This is a genomic window from Actinopolyspora lacussalsi subsp. righensis, from assembly GCF_900116555.1.
Lineage (GTDB): Bacteria > Actinomycetota > Actinomycetes > Mycobacteriales > Pseudonocardiaceae > Actinopolyspora > Actinopolyspora lacussalsi.
The window spans coordinates 40,623-57,847 of record NZ_FPAT01000005.1; the positions used below are offsets into that span (position 1 = coordinate 40,623).

General features: G+C 68.7%; 10 protein-coding genes and 1 pseudogene. 3 read left to right on the forward strand and 8 right to left on the reverse strand.

What is annotated here, in order from left to right:
- From BM394_RS10630 to BM394_RS10645, 3 genes are all read right to left on the reverse strand, one after another.
- Entirely contained in the window at positions 1-6,522 is a 6,522-nt protein-coding gene (locus tag BM394_RS10630) for a type I polyketide synthase (protein WP_092977319.1), read from the reverse strand.
- On the reverse strand, positions 6,515-8,284 hold the full coding sequence (locus BM394_RS10635) for a fatty acyl-AMP ligase (protein ID WP_092977321.1): 1,770 nt from the start codon (positions 8,282-8,284) through the stop codon (positions 6,515-6,517). The genes BM394_RS10630 and BM394_RS10635 overlap by 8 nt, the downstream gene beginning before the upstream one ends.
- Positions 8,285-8,931: 647 nt before the next feature.
- The gene (locus tag BM394_RS10645; RefSeq protein WP_092977325.1) at positions 8,932-9,486 is read right to left on the reverse strand and encodes a GNAT family N-acetyltransferase; all 555 of its coding nucleotides are present in this window, start codon (positions 9,484-9,486) and stop codon (positions 8,932-8,934) included.
- Positions 9,487-9,790: 304 nt separating this feature from the next.
- Between BM394_RS10645 and BM394_RS10650 the strand changes: the two genes are divergently transcribed.
- Positions 9,791-10,429: a class I SAM-dependent methyltransferase gene (locus BM394_RS10650; protein WP_092977327.1), complete on the forward strand. Its 639-nt coding sequence runs from the start codon at positions 9,791-9,793 to the stop codon at positions 10,427-10,429.
- Here BM394_RS10650 and BM394_RS10655 read toward each other — a convergent pair.
- The 4 genes from BM394_RS10655 to BM394_RS10670 form a co-directional block, all read right to left on the reverse strand.
- Complete coding sequence (locus tag BM394_RS10655; RefSeq protein WP_092977329.1) at positions 10,385-11,485, reverse strand: prenyltransferase; 1,101 nt, start codon at positions 11,483-11,485, stop codon at positions 10,385-10,387. The two genes, BM394_RS10650 and BM394_RS10655, sit on opposite strands and share 45 nt — an antisense overlap.
- Positions 11,478-12,200 (reverse strand): class I SAM-dependent methyltransferase, encoded by a 723-nt coding sequence (locus BM394_RS10660; protein ID WP_092977332.1) that lies wholly within the window; start codon positions 12,198-12,200, stop codon positions 11,478-11,480. The genes BM394_RS10655 and BM394_RS10660 overlap by 8 nt, the downstream gene beginning before the upstream one ends.
- Positions 12,201-12,204: 4 nt before the next feature.
- Positions 12,205-13,443: a glycosyltransferase family 4 protein gene (locus BM394_RS10665; protein WP_092977334.1), complete on the reverse strand. Its 1,239-nt coding sequence runs from the start codon at positions 13,441-13,443 to the stop codon at positions 12,205-12,207.
- 318 nt (positions 13,444-13,761) lie between these two features.
- Positions 13,762-15,204 (reverse strand): GH25 family lysozyme, encoded by a 1,443-nt coding sequence (locus tag BM394_RS10670; RefSeq protein ID WP_092977781.1) that lies wholly within the window; start codon positions 15,202-15,204, stop codon positions 13,762-13,764.
- A gap of 258 nt (positions 15,205-15,462) precedes the next feature.
- Here BM394_RS10670 and BM394_RS10675 point away from each other — a divergent pair, with 258 nt between their 5' ends.
- Both BM394_RS10675 and BM394_RS10680 read left to right on the forward strand, forming a co-directional pair.
- On the forward strand, positions 15,463-15,855 hold the full coding sequence (locus BM394_RS10675; protein WP_092924897.1) for a DUF2237 family protein: 393 nt from the start codon (positions 15,463-15,465) through the stop codon (positions 15,853-15,855).
- Between the two features lie 94 nt (positions 15,856-15,949).
- Positions 15,950-16,450: a SixA phosphatase family protein gene (locus BM394_RS10680; protein WP_092977336.1), complete on the forward strand. Its 501-nt coding sequence runs from the start codon at positions 15,950-15,952 to the stop codon at positions 16,448-16,450.
- A 74-nt stretch (positions 16,451-16,524) separates the two neighbouring features.
- Here the strand turns inward: BM394_RS10680 and BM394_RS23925 are convergent.
- A pseudogene (locus tag BM394_RS23925) lies at positions 16,525-16,830 on the reverse strand (hypothetical protein); the annotation flags it as partial.
- Positions 16,831-17,225 lie beyond the last annotated feature (395 nt).

Consider the following 17,225-nt stretch of genomic DNA (forward strand, 5'->3'; position numbering starts at 1 on the left):
TCACTCCCTGGCTTCACTGCTGTCACCGATGCCGAGTAGTCGCCGGAGGTGGTCGGTCATGACGTCGACGTGCGGGGGGTCGATCATCGAGAGGTGGTCACCGGGCACCCGCACGACTTCCAGGTCCGCGGCGTAGTCGTCCCAACCGAGCGAGTCGTCCGAGCGCAGGTAGCGGGGATCGAGGGTGGTCGTGGTGCTTTCGGCCGCGGCGGCGCGGTACAGCACCACCGGCCCCTCGTAACGACCCGGTTCGTAGCGCTCCGCGATTCTGGCGTCCACATAGGATGTGTACTGGTGCCGCAGCACACCGGCGCCGATACCGAGTTCGTCGCCCGCGAGCGCCGACATGACCCGTTCCATCTGTTCCCGCTCGTCGAACTCGTCCAACTCGTCCACCGGAACCGGCAGCGAGACCCCGTAGGTGTGCTCGATGTGTCCGACGAATCGCCGGAAGCGGCGGGTTATCAGTTCCTCGTCCGAGAACTCCGGAGCGGGCAGCGGCAGGATGGAGTCGATGAGCAGCACCGTTTCCACTTCCTCGCCACGGTCGGCCAGTTGACGCGCCGTCTCGAAGGCCAGACATCCGCCGAAGGACCAACCACCCAGGCGGTAGGGCCCCTCGGGTTGGATCTCGCGGAGCAGCTCGATGTAGCGGGTGGCTTTCTCGGGAACGGTCTCGTACTGGTCCAACCGTTCCATGCCGTAACAGGGCTGCTCCCCGCCGAGCCGTTCGACCAGTGGCTGGTACACGCTGGTGGGACCACCGGCGGGATGGAACAGGAACAGTGGCGTGGCCCTCCCCTCGGCGCGGAGCGTCCGTACCGGCCCGTCCGCCAACTCGAAGGAGTCCCGGACGAGATCGGCCATCCGTTCGATCGTGGGTTGTCCGAACAGTTCCGGGACCTCGGTCCCCAACCGCTCCCGCACCGCCGCGGTGACCTTCTCCGCCAGGAGCTCGTCACCACCGATCCGGTAGAAGTCCTGGTCGACTCCCACGCTGTCCAGCCCCAGGACTTCGCGCCACAGGTGCGCCAGCCAGCGTTCCGTGGCATCGCGCGCACCGATCGCACGAGGGGCTGTCGGTTCGGCGTTCACCCGCTGGGCACCGGGGGAATCGACGCCGAGGTCGACGAGCAACTGGTTCGCCAGTTCGGCGGCGCTGCACCCCCGCAGCAGCATGGCGGGGGCTATACCGACCCCGAACTCGCGTTCGACCGCGTTGCGAGCTCGCATGGCCATCAGCGAGTCGAGTCCGAGCCCGGTCAACGGTCGGTCGGGGTCCACATCGGCCGCGGCCGTGCCGATGATCTCCCCCAGCAGCCGCGTCAGCGTCGAAGTCACCGTGCGCAGCGCCTCTTCCGGGGCGACGGCGCGGAGCTGTTCGGAGTCGGTGCCGACAGCGGCACCCGGTTCCTCGCCGACCACGTGCCGGAAGAACGGGCGCGTGGACAGTTCCGGGAACATCCGACCGGCCCGGTTCCCGTCGAGCCACGCCACTCCCGTGACCGGCTGTTCGCTTCCCAGCAGAATCTCGAACGCCTCGGTGCCGGTGGCAGTGGACAACGGCCGCAGCACACCGGTGAACGACTCGCTCGCGCCCCCAACCTGGCCCCACACTCCCCATTGCACGCTGGTGCCGACGAGCCCTTGTGCACGGCGCCACCGCACGAGGTCGTCGAGGGCCGCGTTGGCGGTGGCGTAAGCGGCCTGGCCCGGTGAGCCGAGCAGTGCCGCCGCCGAGGAGAAGGCGACCCACCAGTCCGGTTCGGAGCGGAGGGTGGCCTCGTGCAGTCGTAGGCCGCCCTCCACCTTGGCGTGCCAGACGCGTTCCAGCCCCTGCTCGGTCGACTCGGTGAACGGACCGTCGTCCAGGGCTCCGGCGGCGTGCAGCACCCCGCACAGCGCGAGCCCGCCATCGGTGGCGGCCGCGACCAGCCGCTCGGCCGTGCCCGCTTCGCCGATGTCACCGGTGACCACGACGACCTCGGTTCCACCCGCACGGAGTCGTTCTATGTCGCGCTCGATGTCCGGAGCGGGATCGCGGCGGCCGTTGAGCACCACCCGAGCGGCCCCCCGCTCGGCCAGCCACCGGGCGAAGGTGTGGCCGAGACCGCCCAGCCCACCGGTGATCAGATAGGACTGCGGCCGCACCGCGGGTGTGGCGACCGAGGACTCCGGCCGGACCCCGTGCAACCTGGCGACGTGCCGACGCCCCTGCTCGTGACGTACGTCGTCCTCGGCGGAGTCGGCGCACAGCTCGTCGGCCAACGACTCCGCGTCCGCCCCGGCCGCCTCGACGAGTGAAACGCGCACCCGGGGGTGTTCGAAGGTGAGCACCCGAACCAACGCCCGAAGCTCCGCGTTTGCCGAGCCAGTGCTGACCAGCCACAGCCGCGCGGGAGCACCGTCGTGGGTCTCCAGGACCCGCACCAGCCCCGCTAGCCGGAGCAACCGCTCCCGAGCCGCCGAGAAGTGGGCTTCGAGGGTGTCCTCCTCCCCGACGAGAACGACCATTCCGGCGGGAGCTACGGCTTCGTCCAGGAAGCGCTCGACCTCGTCGAAGCGCCGCGGCAGCCCGTCGTCCGGCCCCGGCGTAGCGCTGGTGACGCGTCGACCACGGTCCCGCAACCGCTGGGCCAGTTCCGGAGCCGCACCGAACAGCAGCCAGTCACCGCCGTCGGGGGCGGGCTCCGGCAGGTCGGACTCCTCCCAGCACAGCCGCAATCCGGCTTCGGCAGGATCACGCGGTACGGGAGTGGCCCCCATGCGGCGCGCGCGGACCAGGCCGATCCGCAACACCGCGCGCTCGTGCTCGTCGGTGACGAACACGGATCCGGTCACCTCCGGCTCTCCGGGACTCGTGACCAGCCTGGCGTGACAACGAACCCGGGAGGGCACGCGACGGAACAGCCGCACGTCGCGCAACTCGACCGGAACGAACAACTCGACTTCCGCGGAGCCGTCGGTACCCATCGCGGCCGCGACGAGAGTCTGCAGACAGCCGTCGGTGATCACCGGATGCGCGAGGAACTCCTGGCGGCTCCCCGCCTCGTCGGGCAACGCCAGCTCGGCCACCGCGCTCGCGTCACCGGCGTGCGCCCGCTGCACGGGTCGGAAGGCCGGTCCGTACTCCTGGCCCGCCGCGCGCAGCGCTGGGTACAGCCGCACCTGTTCGCCCCCGTCCGCGGCAACGGTGGAGTCACGACCGGCCGAGTCGCGCTCGGCTCGCTCCTCGGGCGTCGTGCGAACCACCTCGGCGACGGCGTGTCGGTGCCAACCGCCGTTCGCGGAACGGCTGTGCACCTCGACGGTCACACCAGCGGTGCCGTACGGCTCGGGCTCGTGCGGGGTGACCACCGTGGTGACCGTCAGCTCCGGAGCGAGCACGAGCATGTCGTGCAGTTCGAGCCCGCCGAGCAGCAGACTGTCCGGTGGGAGGTCCAGCACTCGGCCGGCGGCGGCCAGCGCCATCTCCAGATACCCGGTACCGGCCAGGACCTCGGTGTCGTGCACCCGGTGGTCGCCCAACCAGGGAAGGGAGCCGGTCCCGATCTCGCCCTGCCAGGCGTGTCGCCCGTCCGGCAGCTCCACGTGATGTCCGAGCAGCCGGTGCTCTCCTCCGACGGAGCTCGCCCCGGCGACGGAGATCCAGTACCGCTCGTGCTCCCAGACGGGCAACGGCAGCTCGGCGATGTTGCCCGTGGGAAGGCCGGGCGGTTCGGGCAGTCGTCCGTGGACGTGCAGTCGGGCGAGGTTCTCGCGGAACGTCGCCGTCTCGTCGGTGTCCCGTCGTGAGGCGAACACCAGCAGCGGATCCCGCACGCCCGCGTCGACCGCCGTCTCCTCGACACCGGAGGTGACTATCGGATGCGGGGCGATCTCGACGAAGGTGTCGAACCCGCCGGTCACCGCCTCCCGCACGGCGCGATCCAGCAACACCGGGCGACGCAGGTTCCGAGCCCAGTAATCGGCGTCGAACGTCGGTGTGACCCCGGATTCGTGCTCGACGGTGCTGTAGACGGGAATCGCCGGGGTGGCCGGGGCGAGGTCGGCCAGTTCTTCCCGCAACCTGCCCAGCAGCGGATCGACGGCGGAGGTGTGTCCGGCTCCGGTCACGTCGAGCACCCGCACCACGCGGTCACGACGCCGGAAGTGCGCGGCCAGCAGCTCGATCTCGTCGGCAGGGCCCGCGACGGTGCAACGGCGGGAGGAGGTGTGCACCGCCACTACCGCCCCCGGAAACCAGTCAGCCAGCTCGGCGACCTCATCGGGTGATCCCTCCAGAACCGCCATGGCCCCACCGCCGGCGGCTTCCATCTCGGCCAGCAGTCGGGTGCGGGTGTCCATGACCCGCAGTCCCGTGCCGTGGTCCAGCGCACCGGCCGCCACGGCGGCGGCCACCTCCCCCATGGAGTGCCCGATGATCGCGCCCGGTCGTGCGCCGTGGGACTTCCACAGTTCCGCCAGCGCGAGCTGGGTACCGAACAGTCCGAGCTGGGTTCGGTACAACCCGTCGAGTTCGGATCCCGCCGTGAGCGCCTCGTACAGCGAGAACCCGGTCACGGCGCTGAACTCGGTGTCGTTCCGCCGCAACGACTCCGCGAGAGCCGGCTCGTCCCGCAGCAGTTCACGGCACATGCCGGGCCACTGTGAACCGTATCCGGAGAACACCCACACCGGTTCGCCCGCCGATCCGGCGTGCCCGCGCACCACTCCGGCCGCGGTGTCCTCGGTGGCGAGGGCATCCAATCCCTCCGCGAGCCGAGCACGGTCCTGACCGACGACCGCGCCGCGCCGCACGTGCTGCCTGCGGTGCCGCAGCAGGGTGTGGGCGATATCGGTGACCGGAGTGTCCGCGTGTTCGGGGTCTCGCAGCCGTTCGGCCAACCGCGCCGCCGTCCGCCGCAGGTGGGAATCGGTGCTTCCGGACAGGAACAGCGTGTGCGGTCCGGCGACTTCCCGCTCGCTCTCGGGCGGGTCCGGCCAGGACTCCAGCAGCACGTGCGCGTTGGTGCCACCGAATCCGAAACCGGAGACACCGGCCCGTGCGACGCCGGAGTACTCCGGCCAGGGGCGGTCTTGCCCCACGACTTCCAGGCGTGCGCGTTCGAAGGGAATGTGGGGGTTGGGAGTCCGGTAGTGCGGTGTGGCAGGTAACCGGCCGTGCCGCATGGCCAGCACCACCTTGATGATCCCGGCGATGCCCGCGGCCGCCTCCAGGTGCCCGAGGTTCGCCTTGACCGAACCGAGCAGCAGCGGCCGATCCACCGTGCGATCGGCACCGAAGACCGCGCCCAGCGCCGTCGCCTCGATCGGATCTCCCAGCAGGGTTCCCGTGCCGTGGGCCTCCACGTAGTCCAGCACGCCGGGATCGAGATCGGCGGTGGCACAGGCCGAACGCAGCAGCCCTTCCTGGGCGGAGGGGTTGGGGGCCATGAGTCCGTTGGAACGGCCATCGGAGTTCACCGCGGAGCCGCGGATCACCGCGTGCACCCGGTCACCGTCCCGGTTGGCCTCGGACAGCAGTTTGAGCACGACGACGCCGCAGCCCTCGCCACGGACGATGCCGTCGGCGGCGGCGTCGAAGGGTTTGCACCGCCCGTCGGCGGCCAGTGCACCGGCACTGTGGAAATTGGCGGTTATCGCCGGGGACAACAGCAGGTTCACCCCGCCGGCCAGGGCGGTGCGGCTCTCCCCCGTGCGCAGGCTGGCGCACGCCTGGTGCAGCGCCACCAGCGAGGACGAGCAAGCGGTGTCGACGGCGAGGCTGGGGCCGCGCAGATCCAGCAGATAGGACAGGCGGTTGGCGATCACGCTCATCGCGCCGCCGGTGCCGGTCCACGCGTCGATCGCCCCGAGATCCCTGGTGGTCAGCTGGCCGTACTCAGTGGCAGCGGCCCCCACGAACACGCCGGTGTTCGATCCCCGCAGGCCTTCGGGAACCACACCCGCGTTCTCCAGCGCCTCCCAGCTCACTTCGAGCAACAACCGCTGCTGCGGATCCATGACCTCGGCTTCACGCGGGGAAACCTCGAAAAACCCCGCGTCGAACGCGGCGACGTCGTCCAGATATCCGCCGGCGGTGGGAAGATCGTCCAGCACGCTCCGCTGCCCGGGGGCGAAGTCCTGCCAACGTCGGTCGGGAACGGTTCCGACGGCATCGGTTCCCGAGCGCAGCAGCTCCCAGAACCGTTCGGGGCCGTCGGCTCCGGGGAAACGGCACCCGAGACCGATCACCGCGACCGGTTCGGCCGGTTCGGTTCCGACAACGGTCGAACCGGCCGAACCGGAACCGGCCAGCGCTTCGGCCAGCCGTTCGATCGTGGGGAACTCCCAGAGCAGCGTGGCGGGTAGTGATCTGCCCAGCAGGGTTTCCAGATCACCCGACAGCGCCACGACGTCCCGGGAGGAGAGTCCGAACTCGTCGAAGGGCCGGTCGGTTTCGATCCGTGCGGGGCGCGTCCCGGTGCGCTCGGCGATACGGTGCACGAGCCACTCGCCCAGTTCCGAGCGATCAGTCATGGGCCTTCTCCGAGCTCAGTTCGCCATCGAGGTAACGCCGCCTGCACTCGCGGCGCGCGACCTTGCCGCTGGACGTGTGGGGGACGGTGTCCGGTTCGAGCAGCAGCAGCTCGTGCACGCTCACGCCGTGCGCGTTGGCGATGTCCTTGCGCAGGGCCGTTTCGATGTCCGAGGGGAACCGTCCTTCGAGCGGAAGCGAGCGGGAGTACTCGGCGGCTATCACCACTCGTTCGGTGTCGTCGACGCTGACGGAGAACGCCGCGGTGTGGTGCTTGCGCACCTCGGAGCGCTGTTCCACGGTCTGCTCCAGATCCTGCGGATAGTGGTTCCGACCGTCCAGAATGATCAGGTCCTTGATCCTGCCCGTCACGAACAGCTCACCGTCGTAACGAACCCCGAGATCACCGGTGCGCAGCCAGCCGGTTTCCGGTAGCTCACCGGCTTCGTGCAATCGAGCTCGGAAAACCTCGTCGGAGGCGGCACCGTCCCAGTTCCAGTAGCCCTGTCCGATGTTGGGGCCGTTCACCCAGATCTCACCCACTGCCGCCTCCGGGAGCGGGCGGTGGGAATCGGGATCGACGATGGCCACCCGCTGCCCGAGCGGGCTGCCGCAGGAGACCAGCGTGCTCGACGGGGCATCGTCGTCCGCCGTTACCGCTGCTCCCCTACCGAGGGAATCGCGGTCGAACCGAACACTCCGGGGAGCGGTCCCGGCCGGACTGGTGGCGACGAACACGGTCGCCTCCGCCAGCCCGAACGAACAACGGTGGGTCTCCGGACGCAGACCGCAGAACTCGAACGCCCGGTTGAACCGCTCCACGGTCGACGGCAGCACGGGCTCGCTGCCGTTGATCATCGCGACCACCCGGTCCAGTCTCGTCCACGCCTTCTCCCGATCGGTCACCCTGGCCGCGGTGTAGTCGAAGGCGAAGTTGGGAGCGGCGGTGATGCAGCGCGGGTTCGCCGCGAGCTGGCGCAACCAGCGTCCCGGCTGCCGCAGGAACGCCGCGGGATCCAGCAACACGGACTTTATGCCACCCACCACGGGGGCGGCCACGGACAGCACCAGCCCCATGTCGTGGAACAGCGGTAGCCAGCTGACGGTGGCCCCGCCCTCGATACGCTCGCCGAAGTAGGCCGACAGGGCCTGTCGCGCGTTGGCGACCACATTGGCGTGCGTGATCCGTACGCCTGCGGGCACCCGCGTCGAACCTGAGGTGTACTGCAGGTAGGCGACATCGTCCGGTGCGGCGGTCGGCGGAAGCGACTCGGACGACCACTCCTCCTGGAGGGTGTCGACGGCCAGGCACTCACGCGGCGCACGGGCACCGCGCTGCCGGATCACCTCCCGAACCCGGTCGAACGCGTCCTTCGTGGTCAGCACGCACGCCGGTTCGCAGTCGTCGAGTACGGCATCGAGCCTGCCCTCCTGGCCGGGCATGTCCGGCTGGAACAGCGGAACCGCGATGGCACCGGCCCGGATGGCTCCCAGGAAACCGATGACGTACTCGATTCCCTGCGGAGCGAGGATCGCCACCCGTTCTCCCGGATCACAGCGGTGTGCCGTCCAGGCCGCCACCGCGTGAACACGACGATGCAGCTCGGAGATCGTCAACGAAGTGGTGAGACCGTCCTTGCTCGCCTCGTAGTCGACGAAGGTGATCGCGGTGGCATCCGGTCGCTCCGCCACGGAGCGGTCCAGGTACCCGGTCAGAGTCGCCGCCCCGTCGTGCGGCACGAACTCCGCGGCCGTAGATTCCATAACACCTTCCCACGCTGGGAGCGAAACACGAATACCGACAACGAACGAAACGAAAAGCACGAAGCATCGGATCCCGCAACGGAGCGAATTTTTCACGCGGGACAGGCGGTGTCAAGACGAACGAACGCACGAAACACCGGGAAAGAAACAACACGCATTCCGGTGCGCATGACGGACGATCTTCTTGTCACCTGTCTGATAATTACGATCGAACGCCGAAACGGCGACCGAATCGCCGTGCTTTCGTCGCCGAACCGGCGGAACCTGACCGGCATCGCACTCGCCCAACAGCAGCCTGTCGTGGCGAGCACGGAGTCACGGAACCCCGGGCGTGCGGTGAGAACCGCGCCCCGCGCCGGAAGCGGCCGTGCAGCGGCACCACGCGAGACCGAACCTTCCGATGTCGTCGCGAACCGAAAAACGAAAATCCGATTCGAGAGCGAAAGGTAGAGCGGCGAACGATTCCACCTGCGGATGGCGGCATCCGTGTCGGAAGACAGAAACATTTCTTCCTCGAACCGGACCACAACCGAATTTTCGCTTTCGAGCGGAATCCCGAACGAATTCCCCACCACTACCGAGAACAGTCCGGCGGAAGCGGGCGAAAACGCGTGGATCGACCGTGGGAGCGCCGAACGCGGCCGGTGTCACTCCCGTGGCGGAACCGGGCCGTCGAAGTCGGCTCGTCGGACGCGAAACACCTGCAACAGCAGGCCGTAGTACTTGGTGGTCTCACCGACCCACTCCATGCCGAGCTTTCGCGCGGTGGAGACCGCACGCGCGTTGGAGGAACGCGCGACCGCGAAGACCTCGTCGACGTCCTGGGTGAACGCCCACCCGAGCAGCGCCCGTGCACCTTCCGTGGCATAGCCCTTCCCCCACTCGTGCTGACTGACCTGCCACCGGATCTCGATGTCCTCCTCGTAGGGCGGGAGCAGGCGTAGCGCGAGCCCACCGATCAGCACGTTGTCCGAGCGGCGCACCATCGCCCAGCGCCCGGTCGGCGGCGCCAGATTGGGGGCGGACTCCACCCACGCCTCCAACACCGAGCGCATCGCACTCGGATCGGTGACGCGCTGCATCATGGGGGCCAGCCACATCGCGACTTCGGGATTGCCGTAGATACGGAAAGCCGCATCGGCGTCCTCGACCCTCCAGTCGCGTATCAACAACCGCTCGGTGGTCAGCGAGAGTGACGCCATACGGCCACGCTACCCGTTTCCGCCTTATTCGGCCGATCGACGACGTGGGGATGCGAACCACCAACCCGCGCGGGATCGAGATGGGAAAGGGCATGGCCGGGGAGTTCCATCACCGGCTGTCCTGCCGCCCCGGCACGCGGGAGCCCACGGGAGGTCCCGTCGAGCGGGAACAGCGGAACTCCACCGGGGGCGGTCCTACTAGAATCACGTTCGACAGCCAGTCCGCAGTCCAGCGACACGAGAAGGAACCAGGGTGGCCGCAGCCTCGCCGACAGACGCCACAGCCGACACACCGCGGCACCGAATGCCACCGCGGTTGCTCGAAGCAGCCCGTTCCGCGACCGGATTCATGCCGGATTCCGAGGGCACGGCGTTGTTCGAAACAGCGATGGCGTACCTCGCCGACGGGGTCGCCGTGGAGATCGGTACCTACTGCGGCAAATCGGCGATCTACCTGGGAGCCGCTGCCGCCGCCACCGGTGGCCTGGTGGTGACGGTCGACCACCACCGGGGTTCCGAGGAGCACCAACCGGGCTGGGAGTACCACGACCCCGAACTGGTGGATCCCGCGGACGAGCGGCTGGACACGCTGGGACGGTTCCGCCGGACCATCTCCGATGCCGGACTCGAGGATCGGGTCATGGCGGTCGTGGGCGGCTCGACCGCACTCGCCGCGATCTGGCGCACCCCGATCTCGATGCTGTTCGTCGACGGCGGGCACACCGACGAGGCGGCGAGCGCCGACTTCGAGGGCTGGTCCCCCTGGATACACCGTGGGGGAGCACTGGTGCTGCACGACGTGTTCCCCGATCCCGCCGACGGCGGCCGAGCACCGTACCGGATCTACCGAAGAGCCCTGGACAGCGGTGAGTTCCGCGAGGTCTCGGTCACCGGCTCGCTACGGGTGCTGCAGCGCGTCAGTGGCGGGGTCTGCCTCGATTAGGCAACCGCACTCGGACTCGTTCTCGCCGAGCAGCCCGTCCGGCAGTCCTCGCGCACGGAAAACACCGTTCCCCGGTGTGGTCCGGGAAAGCGCGTCAGCAGCCAGGACCACGGCGGCCGCCGTCCAGGTGGTGTGCTCCACGGGCCAGTTCTTGGCGTCGCTGTAGACGAAGCCGGTCCAGTAGGAACCGTCGGTCTCACGCAGGTGCTGCATATCGCGGAACAGTCGAACGGCGTCGGCGTGCCAGCCGAGCGCGTCCAGGCTCAGCACGAGTTCGCAGGTCTCAGCACCGGTCACCCAGGGGTGGTCGGACACGCAACGGGCACCGAGACCGGCGACCACGAAGTCGGACCAGCGGCCACGCAACCGCTCGCGACCCTGCTCACCGCGGACCGCACCGCCTAGGACGGGGTAGTACCAGTCCATCGAGTAGCGGTCCTTGCTCGTGAACGCCTCCGGGTGGGCACGCAGCACGTGGCCCAACCGTCCCAACGCGATCTCCCAGCTCGGCTGGGGACTGCCCATCGACTCGGCCAGCGCCAACGCGCAGCGCAGGCTGTGGTGAATACTGGAACACCCGGTGAGCAGCGACTCCGGTAGCGTGCTCCCGTCGACGCCGACCGCCCAGCGAATCTCGCCGCGGGGCAGTTGGGCCGAGAGCACGAGATCGACCCCGGCTCGTACGGTGGGCCACAACCGCGCCGCGAACTCACGATCACCGGTGATCAGGAAGTGGTGCCAGACGCCGACCGCGAGATAGGCGCAGAAGTTGGTGTCCGCGCCGTGGTCCTCGATCCCGCCGTTCCGGAACCGCATGGGCCAGGATCCGTCGGCACGCTGGTTGCGGGCCGACCACTCGTAGGCCCGCTCGGCGGCGGCGAAGTGACCACCCGCGGACAGCGCCATGGCCGATTCGACGTGATCCCACGGATCGAGATGTCCACCCGGGTACCAGGGGATCGCCCCGGAGGGTTCCTGGACGGCTCGGACGGATTCGACGGTGGTGGCCACCTCGGTCGCCGACAGCACTCCGTCGACCGCCGGGACCTCAGGCAATTGTCACCCCGGGCTTGTAGAGGTAGGTGACGATGCTCTTGCCCAGCACCGGGTTGAGGGCGCGCTCCAGGCTCCGGGTCAACCACGGTGCCCGGAGCATGTCCCACACCAGCAGCCGGTGGTACAACCGCGTGAGCGGATGATCACGATCGACCCCCACCGCGCACTTCAGCCACCAGTACGGCGAGTGCAGCGCATGGGCGTAGTGGTGGTGAACCGGTCGCAGCCCGGCCGAGCGCAGCCTGCCGAACAACTGCTGTCGCTGGTAGATACGAACGTGGCCGCCCTCGACGCGGTGGTACTCCTCGGACAGTGCCCAGCAGACCCGTTCCGGGAACCGGTTGGGAACGGTGACGGAGACGCGCCCACCCGGTTTGAGGACCCGCACCACCTCGTGCATCGCCTTGTCGTCCTCGGGAATGTGCTCGAGGATCTCCGAGGCGATGACGTGATCGAAGGATTCGTCCGGAAACGGCAGGTCGAGCGCGTCGCCCTGCACGGTGGTGGCAGCCCCCGTGGCGGGAACCTCGCCCGCCTGCTCCATGGCGCCGAACATCGCGGCCACGTCGGCCAGATCGGATTCGTCGTGGTCGAAGGCAACCACGTCCAGCCCGCGCCGATAGAGTTCGAACGCGTGCCGACCGGCACCACAACCCAGATCCAGCACTCGCTGGCCCTGTCGCACTCCGAGCGTGTCGAAATCCACCGTCAGCAACGCTTCACCGCCCTTTTCTGCTTGCTTCGATCGCCTCGGCGTAGCAGTCGACCGTGGCGGCGGCCACCGACGACCAGCTGTAGCGGGTGAGAACCCGCTGTCTGCCCGCTTCGCCCAGCGCGGTCCTGCGGCTGGGATCGGCCAGCAGCGTGCCCAACCCGGCGGTGAGTGCTTCCGCGTCGCCGGGCGGCACGAGTTCGGCGGTGGTTCCGTCGGGCCCCACCACCTCGGGAATCGCACCCGCCCGGCTCGCGATCAGCGGGGTACCGCAGGCCATGGCCTCCACCGTCGGCAACGAGAAACCCTCGTACAGCGACGGAACGCAGGCGATCTCGGCGGAGCCGAACAGCTCGGCGAGCCGCTCATCGGTGAGTCCGCTGACCGTTCGGACCACGTCACCGATGGCCAGTTCCTCGATCAACCGCTCGGTGGGCCCACCCTTGGTGGGTTTGGCGACCAGCACCAGTTCCACGGCGCGCTCGGTGCGCAGTTTCGCCACTGCCTCCAGCAGCGTGCCGATGCCCTTCATCGGGGTGTCCGCGCTGGCCATGGCCACGATTCGACCCGGAACCCTGGGGCGATGAGGTGGGCGGAAAACCTCGGGGTCCACCCCGAGCGGCACGACCCGCAGGTTCGCCCGGTCCACGGCGAAGTCGCGCACGATGTCCTCGGCTGAGGACTCCGAGACGGTCAGCACTCGCGGTACGCGGCGGGCCACTCGGCGCTGCATCCGCAGGAAGCCGTACCAGCGTCGAACCCCGAGCTTGCGCCACCCCCGGGCGGCCGCCAGTTCGACACGCCGGTCGTGGGTGATGGGGTGGTGCACGGTGGCCACCAGCGGAATCCCGGAGCGGCGCAGGTTGAGCAGGCCGTAACCGAGGGACTGGTTGTCGTGCACGACGTCGAACTCGCCCGCCCTGGAGCGCAGTATCCGTGCGGCACGCAGGCTGAACGTCAACGGTTCGGGAAAGCCCGCCGACCACATGATCCCCAGTTCGGCCAGGTCGAGCGGGCCGCGCAACTCACGGGGGTGCGGGGTTCGGAACGGGTCGGACTCCCGGTACAGGTCGAGGCTGGGAACCCGGGTCAGCCGCACTCCCTCGTCCAGTTCCGGATACGGCTGTCCCGACAGGACCTCGACCTCGTGTCCGAGTTCGGCGAGTCCACTGCTGAGGTGACGAACATAGATACCCTGCCCGCCGCTGTGCGGCTTGCTTCGATAGGAAAGCAGCGCAATTCGCACGATTCACCTCACGCATCCGGAACATCGCGGAACGAGCAGGCTGAGACATGTTTCGGTTCCGGCTCCGCGTAAGCTTACCCGGTAGTAACTCGAGCCGAGCACCCTCCTGGCCGCAGCGGGCGCAGCACATCGGAACAGCTGCACACGGCGGAGCGCACCACCGGACAACGGGAGACCGAGTGGTGCCGACCGGTCTCGCCCCCACCGAACACGAAACAGGGGCGTCCACCCGGGTGGACGCCCCTGTTGTCGCTACCGCGCTGTTGTCACGATCGTTCTGTTGTCGACCGCACCGTGTCGCTCAGCGGACGGTCGTACTCACCGGGCGAGTTCGAGCAGGTCGGAACCGCTGCCCTGGAACAGGTTCCTGTCCACCGGACCGGTGATACCGGGGATGCTGCCCTTGTTGGTGTACTGCCAGAACGAGTAGGCGTCCCACCCACCGAACAGGCTCGGCTGCGGGACCCCGTAGGAGGCCAACCACAGCGGGTTTTCCGAGAATGCCTGCGAGCCCGCCATGCAGCTGCTCCAGAACGACGGGCTGGCGTAGACGATGGCGTCCTCGCCGGTCTTGGACTTCACCCTGTCGAGGAAGCTCTGGGTCCAGGAGTGCAGCTGGCCGGAAGTCTTGCCGTAGCAGCCGCCTCCGTTGGGCGAGACCTCCAGGTCCAGCACCGGCGGAAGGGTCTTTCCGTCGTCGGTCGAGCCCATCGTATTCAGCAACCGATCGGCCTGTCCGACAGCGGAGCCGGTGGGCCTGCCGAAGTGGTAGGCACCGGCGAGCATTCCGGCGTTCTTGGCGCCATTGAACTGCTGGTCGAACATCGGGTTGGTGAAGTTTCCGCCATCGGTCGCCAGCACGAAGGCGTAGTGCTCACCGGAGGCGGCCACCTCGTTCCACTGGATGGGGCCGTTGTGGTTGGAAACGTCGATGCCGTGCGCGTTCGGCGGAATGTCGACGGCGGGCTTCGCGGGGGAGCTCTTGGCCTCGGGGGCGCTGTCCGAGTCGGGGTTCTCGGCCCGCGCCTGGGCCCGCTCCTGGTCCGAAGCGGAGTCCTGCTCCGAGGAGGAGTCCTGTTGGGTTCCGCCCTGGTCGGACTGCGCCTGGTCGGGGGAACGCAGCTCGACCGTGTGGGCCGCCGGGGTGGTCCGCTCGCCGGTGTCGGGTCCCGCGGTGCCGACGAGGATCGCCAGCACGCCGAAGGCCGCCGCAGCCGCGGTCAGCTGCACCGAACGGCTGCGCAGCTGCGCCCGGTGGCGGCCGGAGCTCTCCGGCAACCTCGCGCGCAGCTTGGCGACGCGGGGACGCAACTCGTCGCGGATCCGGTGTGCGATGGGGGCCAGCCGCTGCCGGACCGGTTCGATCACCGGCGAAAGCCGCTGCCGCACGCGCCGCACGACTGGATCGATTCGGCGTTGCACCCCCTCGATGGCGGGGATCAGCCACGCGTGCGCGCGCCGCGCGTAAGGAGCGGCCCAGCGCACCACACGTTGGGTCAGCGTCGCCAGTGCGGCCAGCACTTGCCGCAACCACCGGATGATCCGATCCGTGGTTCGACGCGCGACGGGGCGCAGCCGGTAGGCGGTGTCACGCGCGAACTGTTCGGTTCCGCGCGCGCTACGCCGCCAACCGTTGGAAGCACCCGGTGCGTTCGAGGGCCGCTCCGGGTTCGCTCGACGCTCGCTGGCGTCTGCCGACTCGGAAGAGCCGACCGGTTCACGGGGTTCTTCTTCGGGGTTGTGTTGGCCGGGGGTATTCACGAGTCCCCAGACTCCCAGCACTGAGCGTGCACGTAACCACCGGAAAACACGTACACGACTACCTAGATTGCCCTCGTAGGTAGTACTCAGAGGGCCAATAAGTCACTCAGCGTGTCGACATCGCCCCGAAGCGTCGGAATCGACCCCCACGAAGTAAGGCAACAGAGGTCCGAACCACACCACATCGACCCTATACCTTCCACCGCGGCCGTCGAAGCGGGCGGTGATCCGTGTCGCAGTGGCTGCCATGCTGGGGGTATGAGCAACGAGCGCAACGTCCTCGGCGAGCCTCTCGAAGAGTGCGGCACCGATCCGCTTACCGGTTTCCACCGCGACGGCTGCTGCGCGTCCGGCCCGGAGGACACCGGAAACCACTCGGTGTGCGCGGTGGTCACCAACGAATTCCTGGAGCAGCAACGCGAGTCGGGCAACGATCTCACGGCCGCGCTGCCCCAGTTCGGTTTTCCCGGTCTGCAGGCCGGGGACCGCTGGTGTGTCTGCGCCTCCCGCTGGCTCGAGGCATACCACGCGGGAGTGGCCCCTCCGGTGGTGCTGGCCGCCACGCACGAGCGTGCCGTCGAGGTCGTCTCCCTGGACGTACTACGCGAACACGGGGTGGATGTCCCGGCCGACCCGAGCGCGTTGAGCTGAGGCCCACCGGGTATACGTCTCCCGAGGGCCTTGGCCGGTCGAGCACTCGAGCGGGCTCTGCCACGGGCCTTTCGACCGAGGAAGGAGTACGGCGATGCGGGACCGACAACGCCGACTCGTCACAGTCCGGCACGCCAAGTCGGACCGCACCGCCGAGGTGGCCGACCACGATCGGCCACTCGCCGCTCGGGGCCGACGCGAAGCCCCGTCGGCGGGCCGATGGCTGCGCGAGCACGAAGGTCCTGTCGACCTCGTCCGCTGTTCCACCGCCGTCCGGGCTCGAGAGACCGGGGAGCTGCTGCTTCCCGAACTCGCCGCGGCCGCGCGGGTCGAGCACGAGCCGAGACTGTACGGGGCGGACATCGGCGAGCTGCTCGCCCTGGTCCGCGAGCTCCCCGACGAGGACCGCACCGTGCTGCTGATCGCGCACAATCCGGGGCTGGAGGAGCTGGTCACACTGTTGACCGGCACGAGCGTGGAGCTGAAGACCTCGGGAATCGCGGTGCTGAGCGCCCCCGGAGGGTGGAGCGATGCCGACGCCGGGTGGGCCTCGCTGGAGTCGCACGTCACACCGCGCCCGTCGGAAACGTCCTGAACGACCGGTACGACTAGTACTCCAGCGATAGTTCGTGATACAGCCGATGTCGTGCTCGGCCACCCAGCCCCGAAGCTGGGGCTTTGTCCGTAGACCTCGTCGGCGGTCACCCGGGAAAACGCCAGGCCGGCCTGCCGGGCGCGAGCGATCATCTGCTGGGCGAGTTCGGGGTTGGTGGCAAATACCCCGACCTGGCAGTTCTCGATGCGCCCGGCGGTGCCGGAGTACTGCCGCTGCATCCGTTCGGGACGGGCATACCCGGCCTGTTCGGCCAGCTGCCAACAGGTCTTGCGTTCGATCGGCGCTACCAGCCCGGACACCAACGCTCGGGCCGTGCTCCGAGTTCCCACTCGGCGAAAACACCCGGCCACTCGGTCCATCATCGACTCGAATACCGCGCTACCGCGGGCCGGGGCTACCGTGTGGCCCACGGCCACCACGTGCTCATGCGTCGTCACACACTCGTGATCACGCGGTGGCAGCCCCCATCTCACCACCCCTCTCACCAGCAAGATCACAAAGTGACGCTGGAGTATTGAGTGCGCGGCTGGCCGCAACGCGTTCCGGAGCCCGCCGTCAGGCGTCCGGTCCGGCGAGTTTCAGCGGGCGTCTTCGACGGCGGAGTACCGAACCGCGTCGGACCCGAGCAGCAGCCGCACTGGCGGCTCGTCCAACGAGGCGAGCTTCAGCAGCAACTCTCCCACCTTGTCAGGGTCTGTCGGCTCAAAGCCGCTCCCGGCTCGGAATCGCCGCGCCGTGGCACCGACCGTCTGCT

Bases quoted from the DNA above. Each gene is read 5' to 3' on its own strand.
- BM394_RS10630 (WP_092977319.1), bottom strand. From the start codon at position 6,522: ATGACTGATCGCTCGGAACTGGGCGAGTGGCTCGTGCACCGTATCGCC.
- BM394_RS10635 (WP_092977321.1), bottom strand. From the start codon at position 8,284: ATGGAATCTACGGCCGCGGAGTTCGTGCCGCACGACGGGGCGGCGACT.
- BM394_RS10645 (WP_092977325.1), bottom strand. From the start codon at position 9,486: ATGGCGTCACTCTCGCTGACCACCGAGCGGTTGTTGATACGCGACTGG.
- BM394_RS10650 (WP_092977327.1), top strand. From the start codon at position 9,791: ATGCCACCGCGGTTGCTCGAAGCAGCCCGTTCCGCGACCGGATTCATG.
- BM394_RS10675 (WP_092924897.1), top strand. From the start codon at position 15,463: ATGAGCAACGAGCGCAACGTCCTCGGCGAGCCTCTCGAAGAGTGCGGC.
- BM394_RS10680 (WP_092977336.1), top strand. From the start codon at position 15,950: ATGCGGGACCGACAACGCCGACTCGTCACAGTCCGGCACGCCAAGTCG.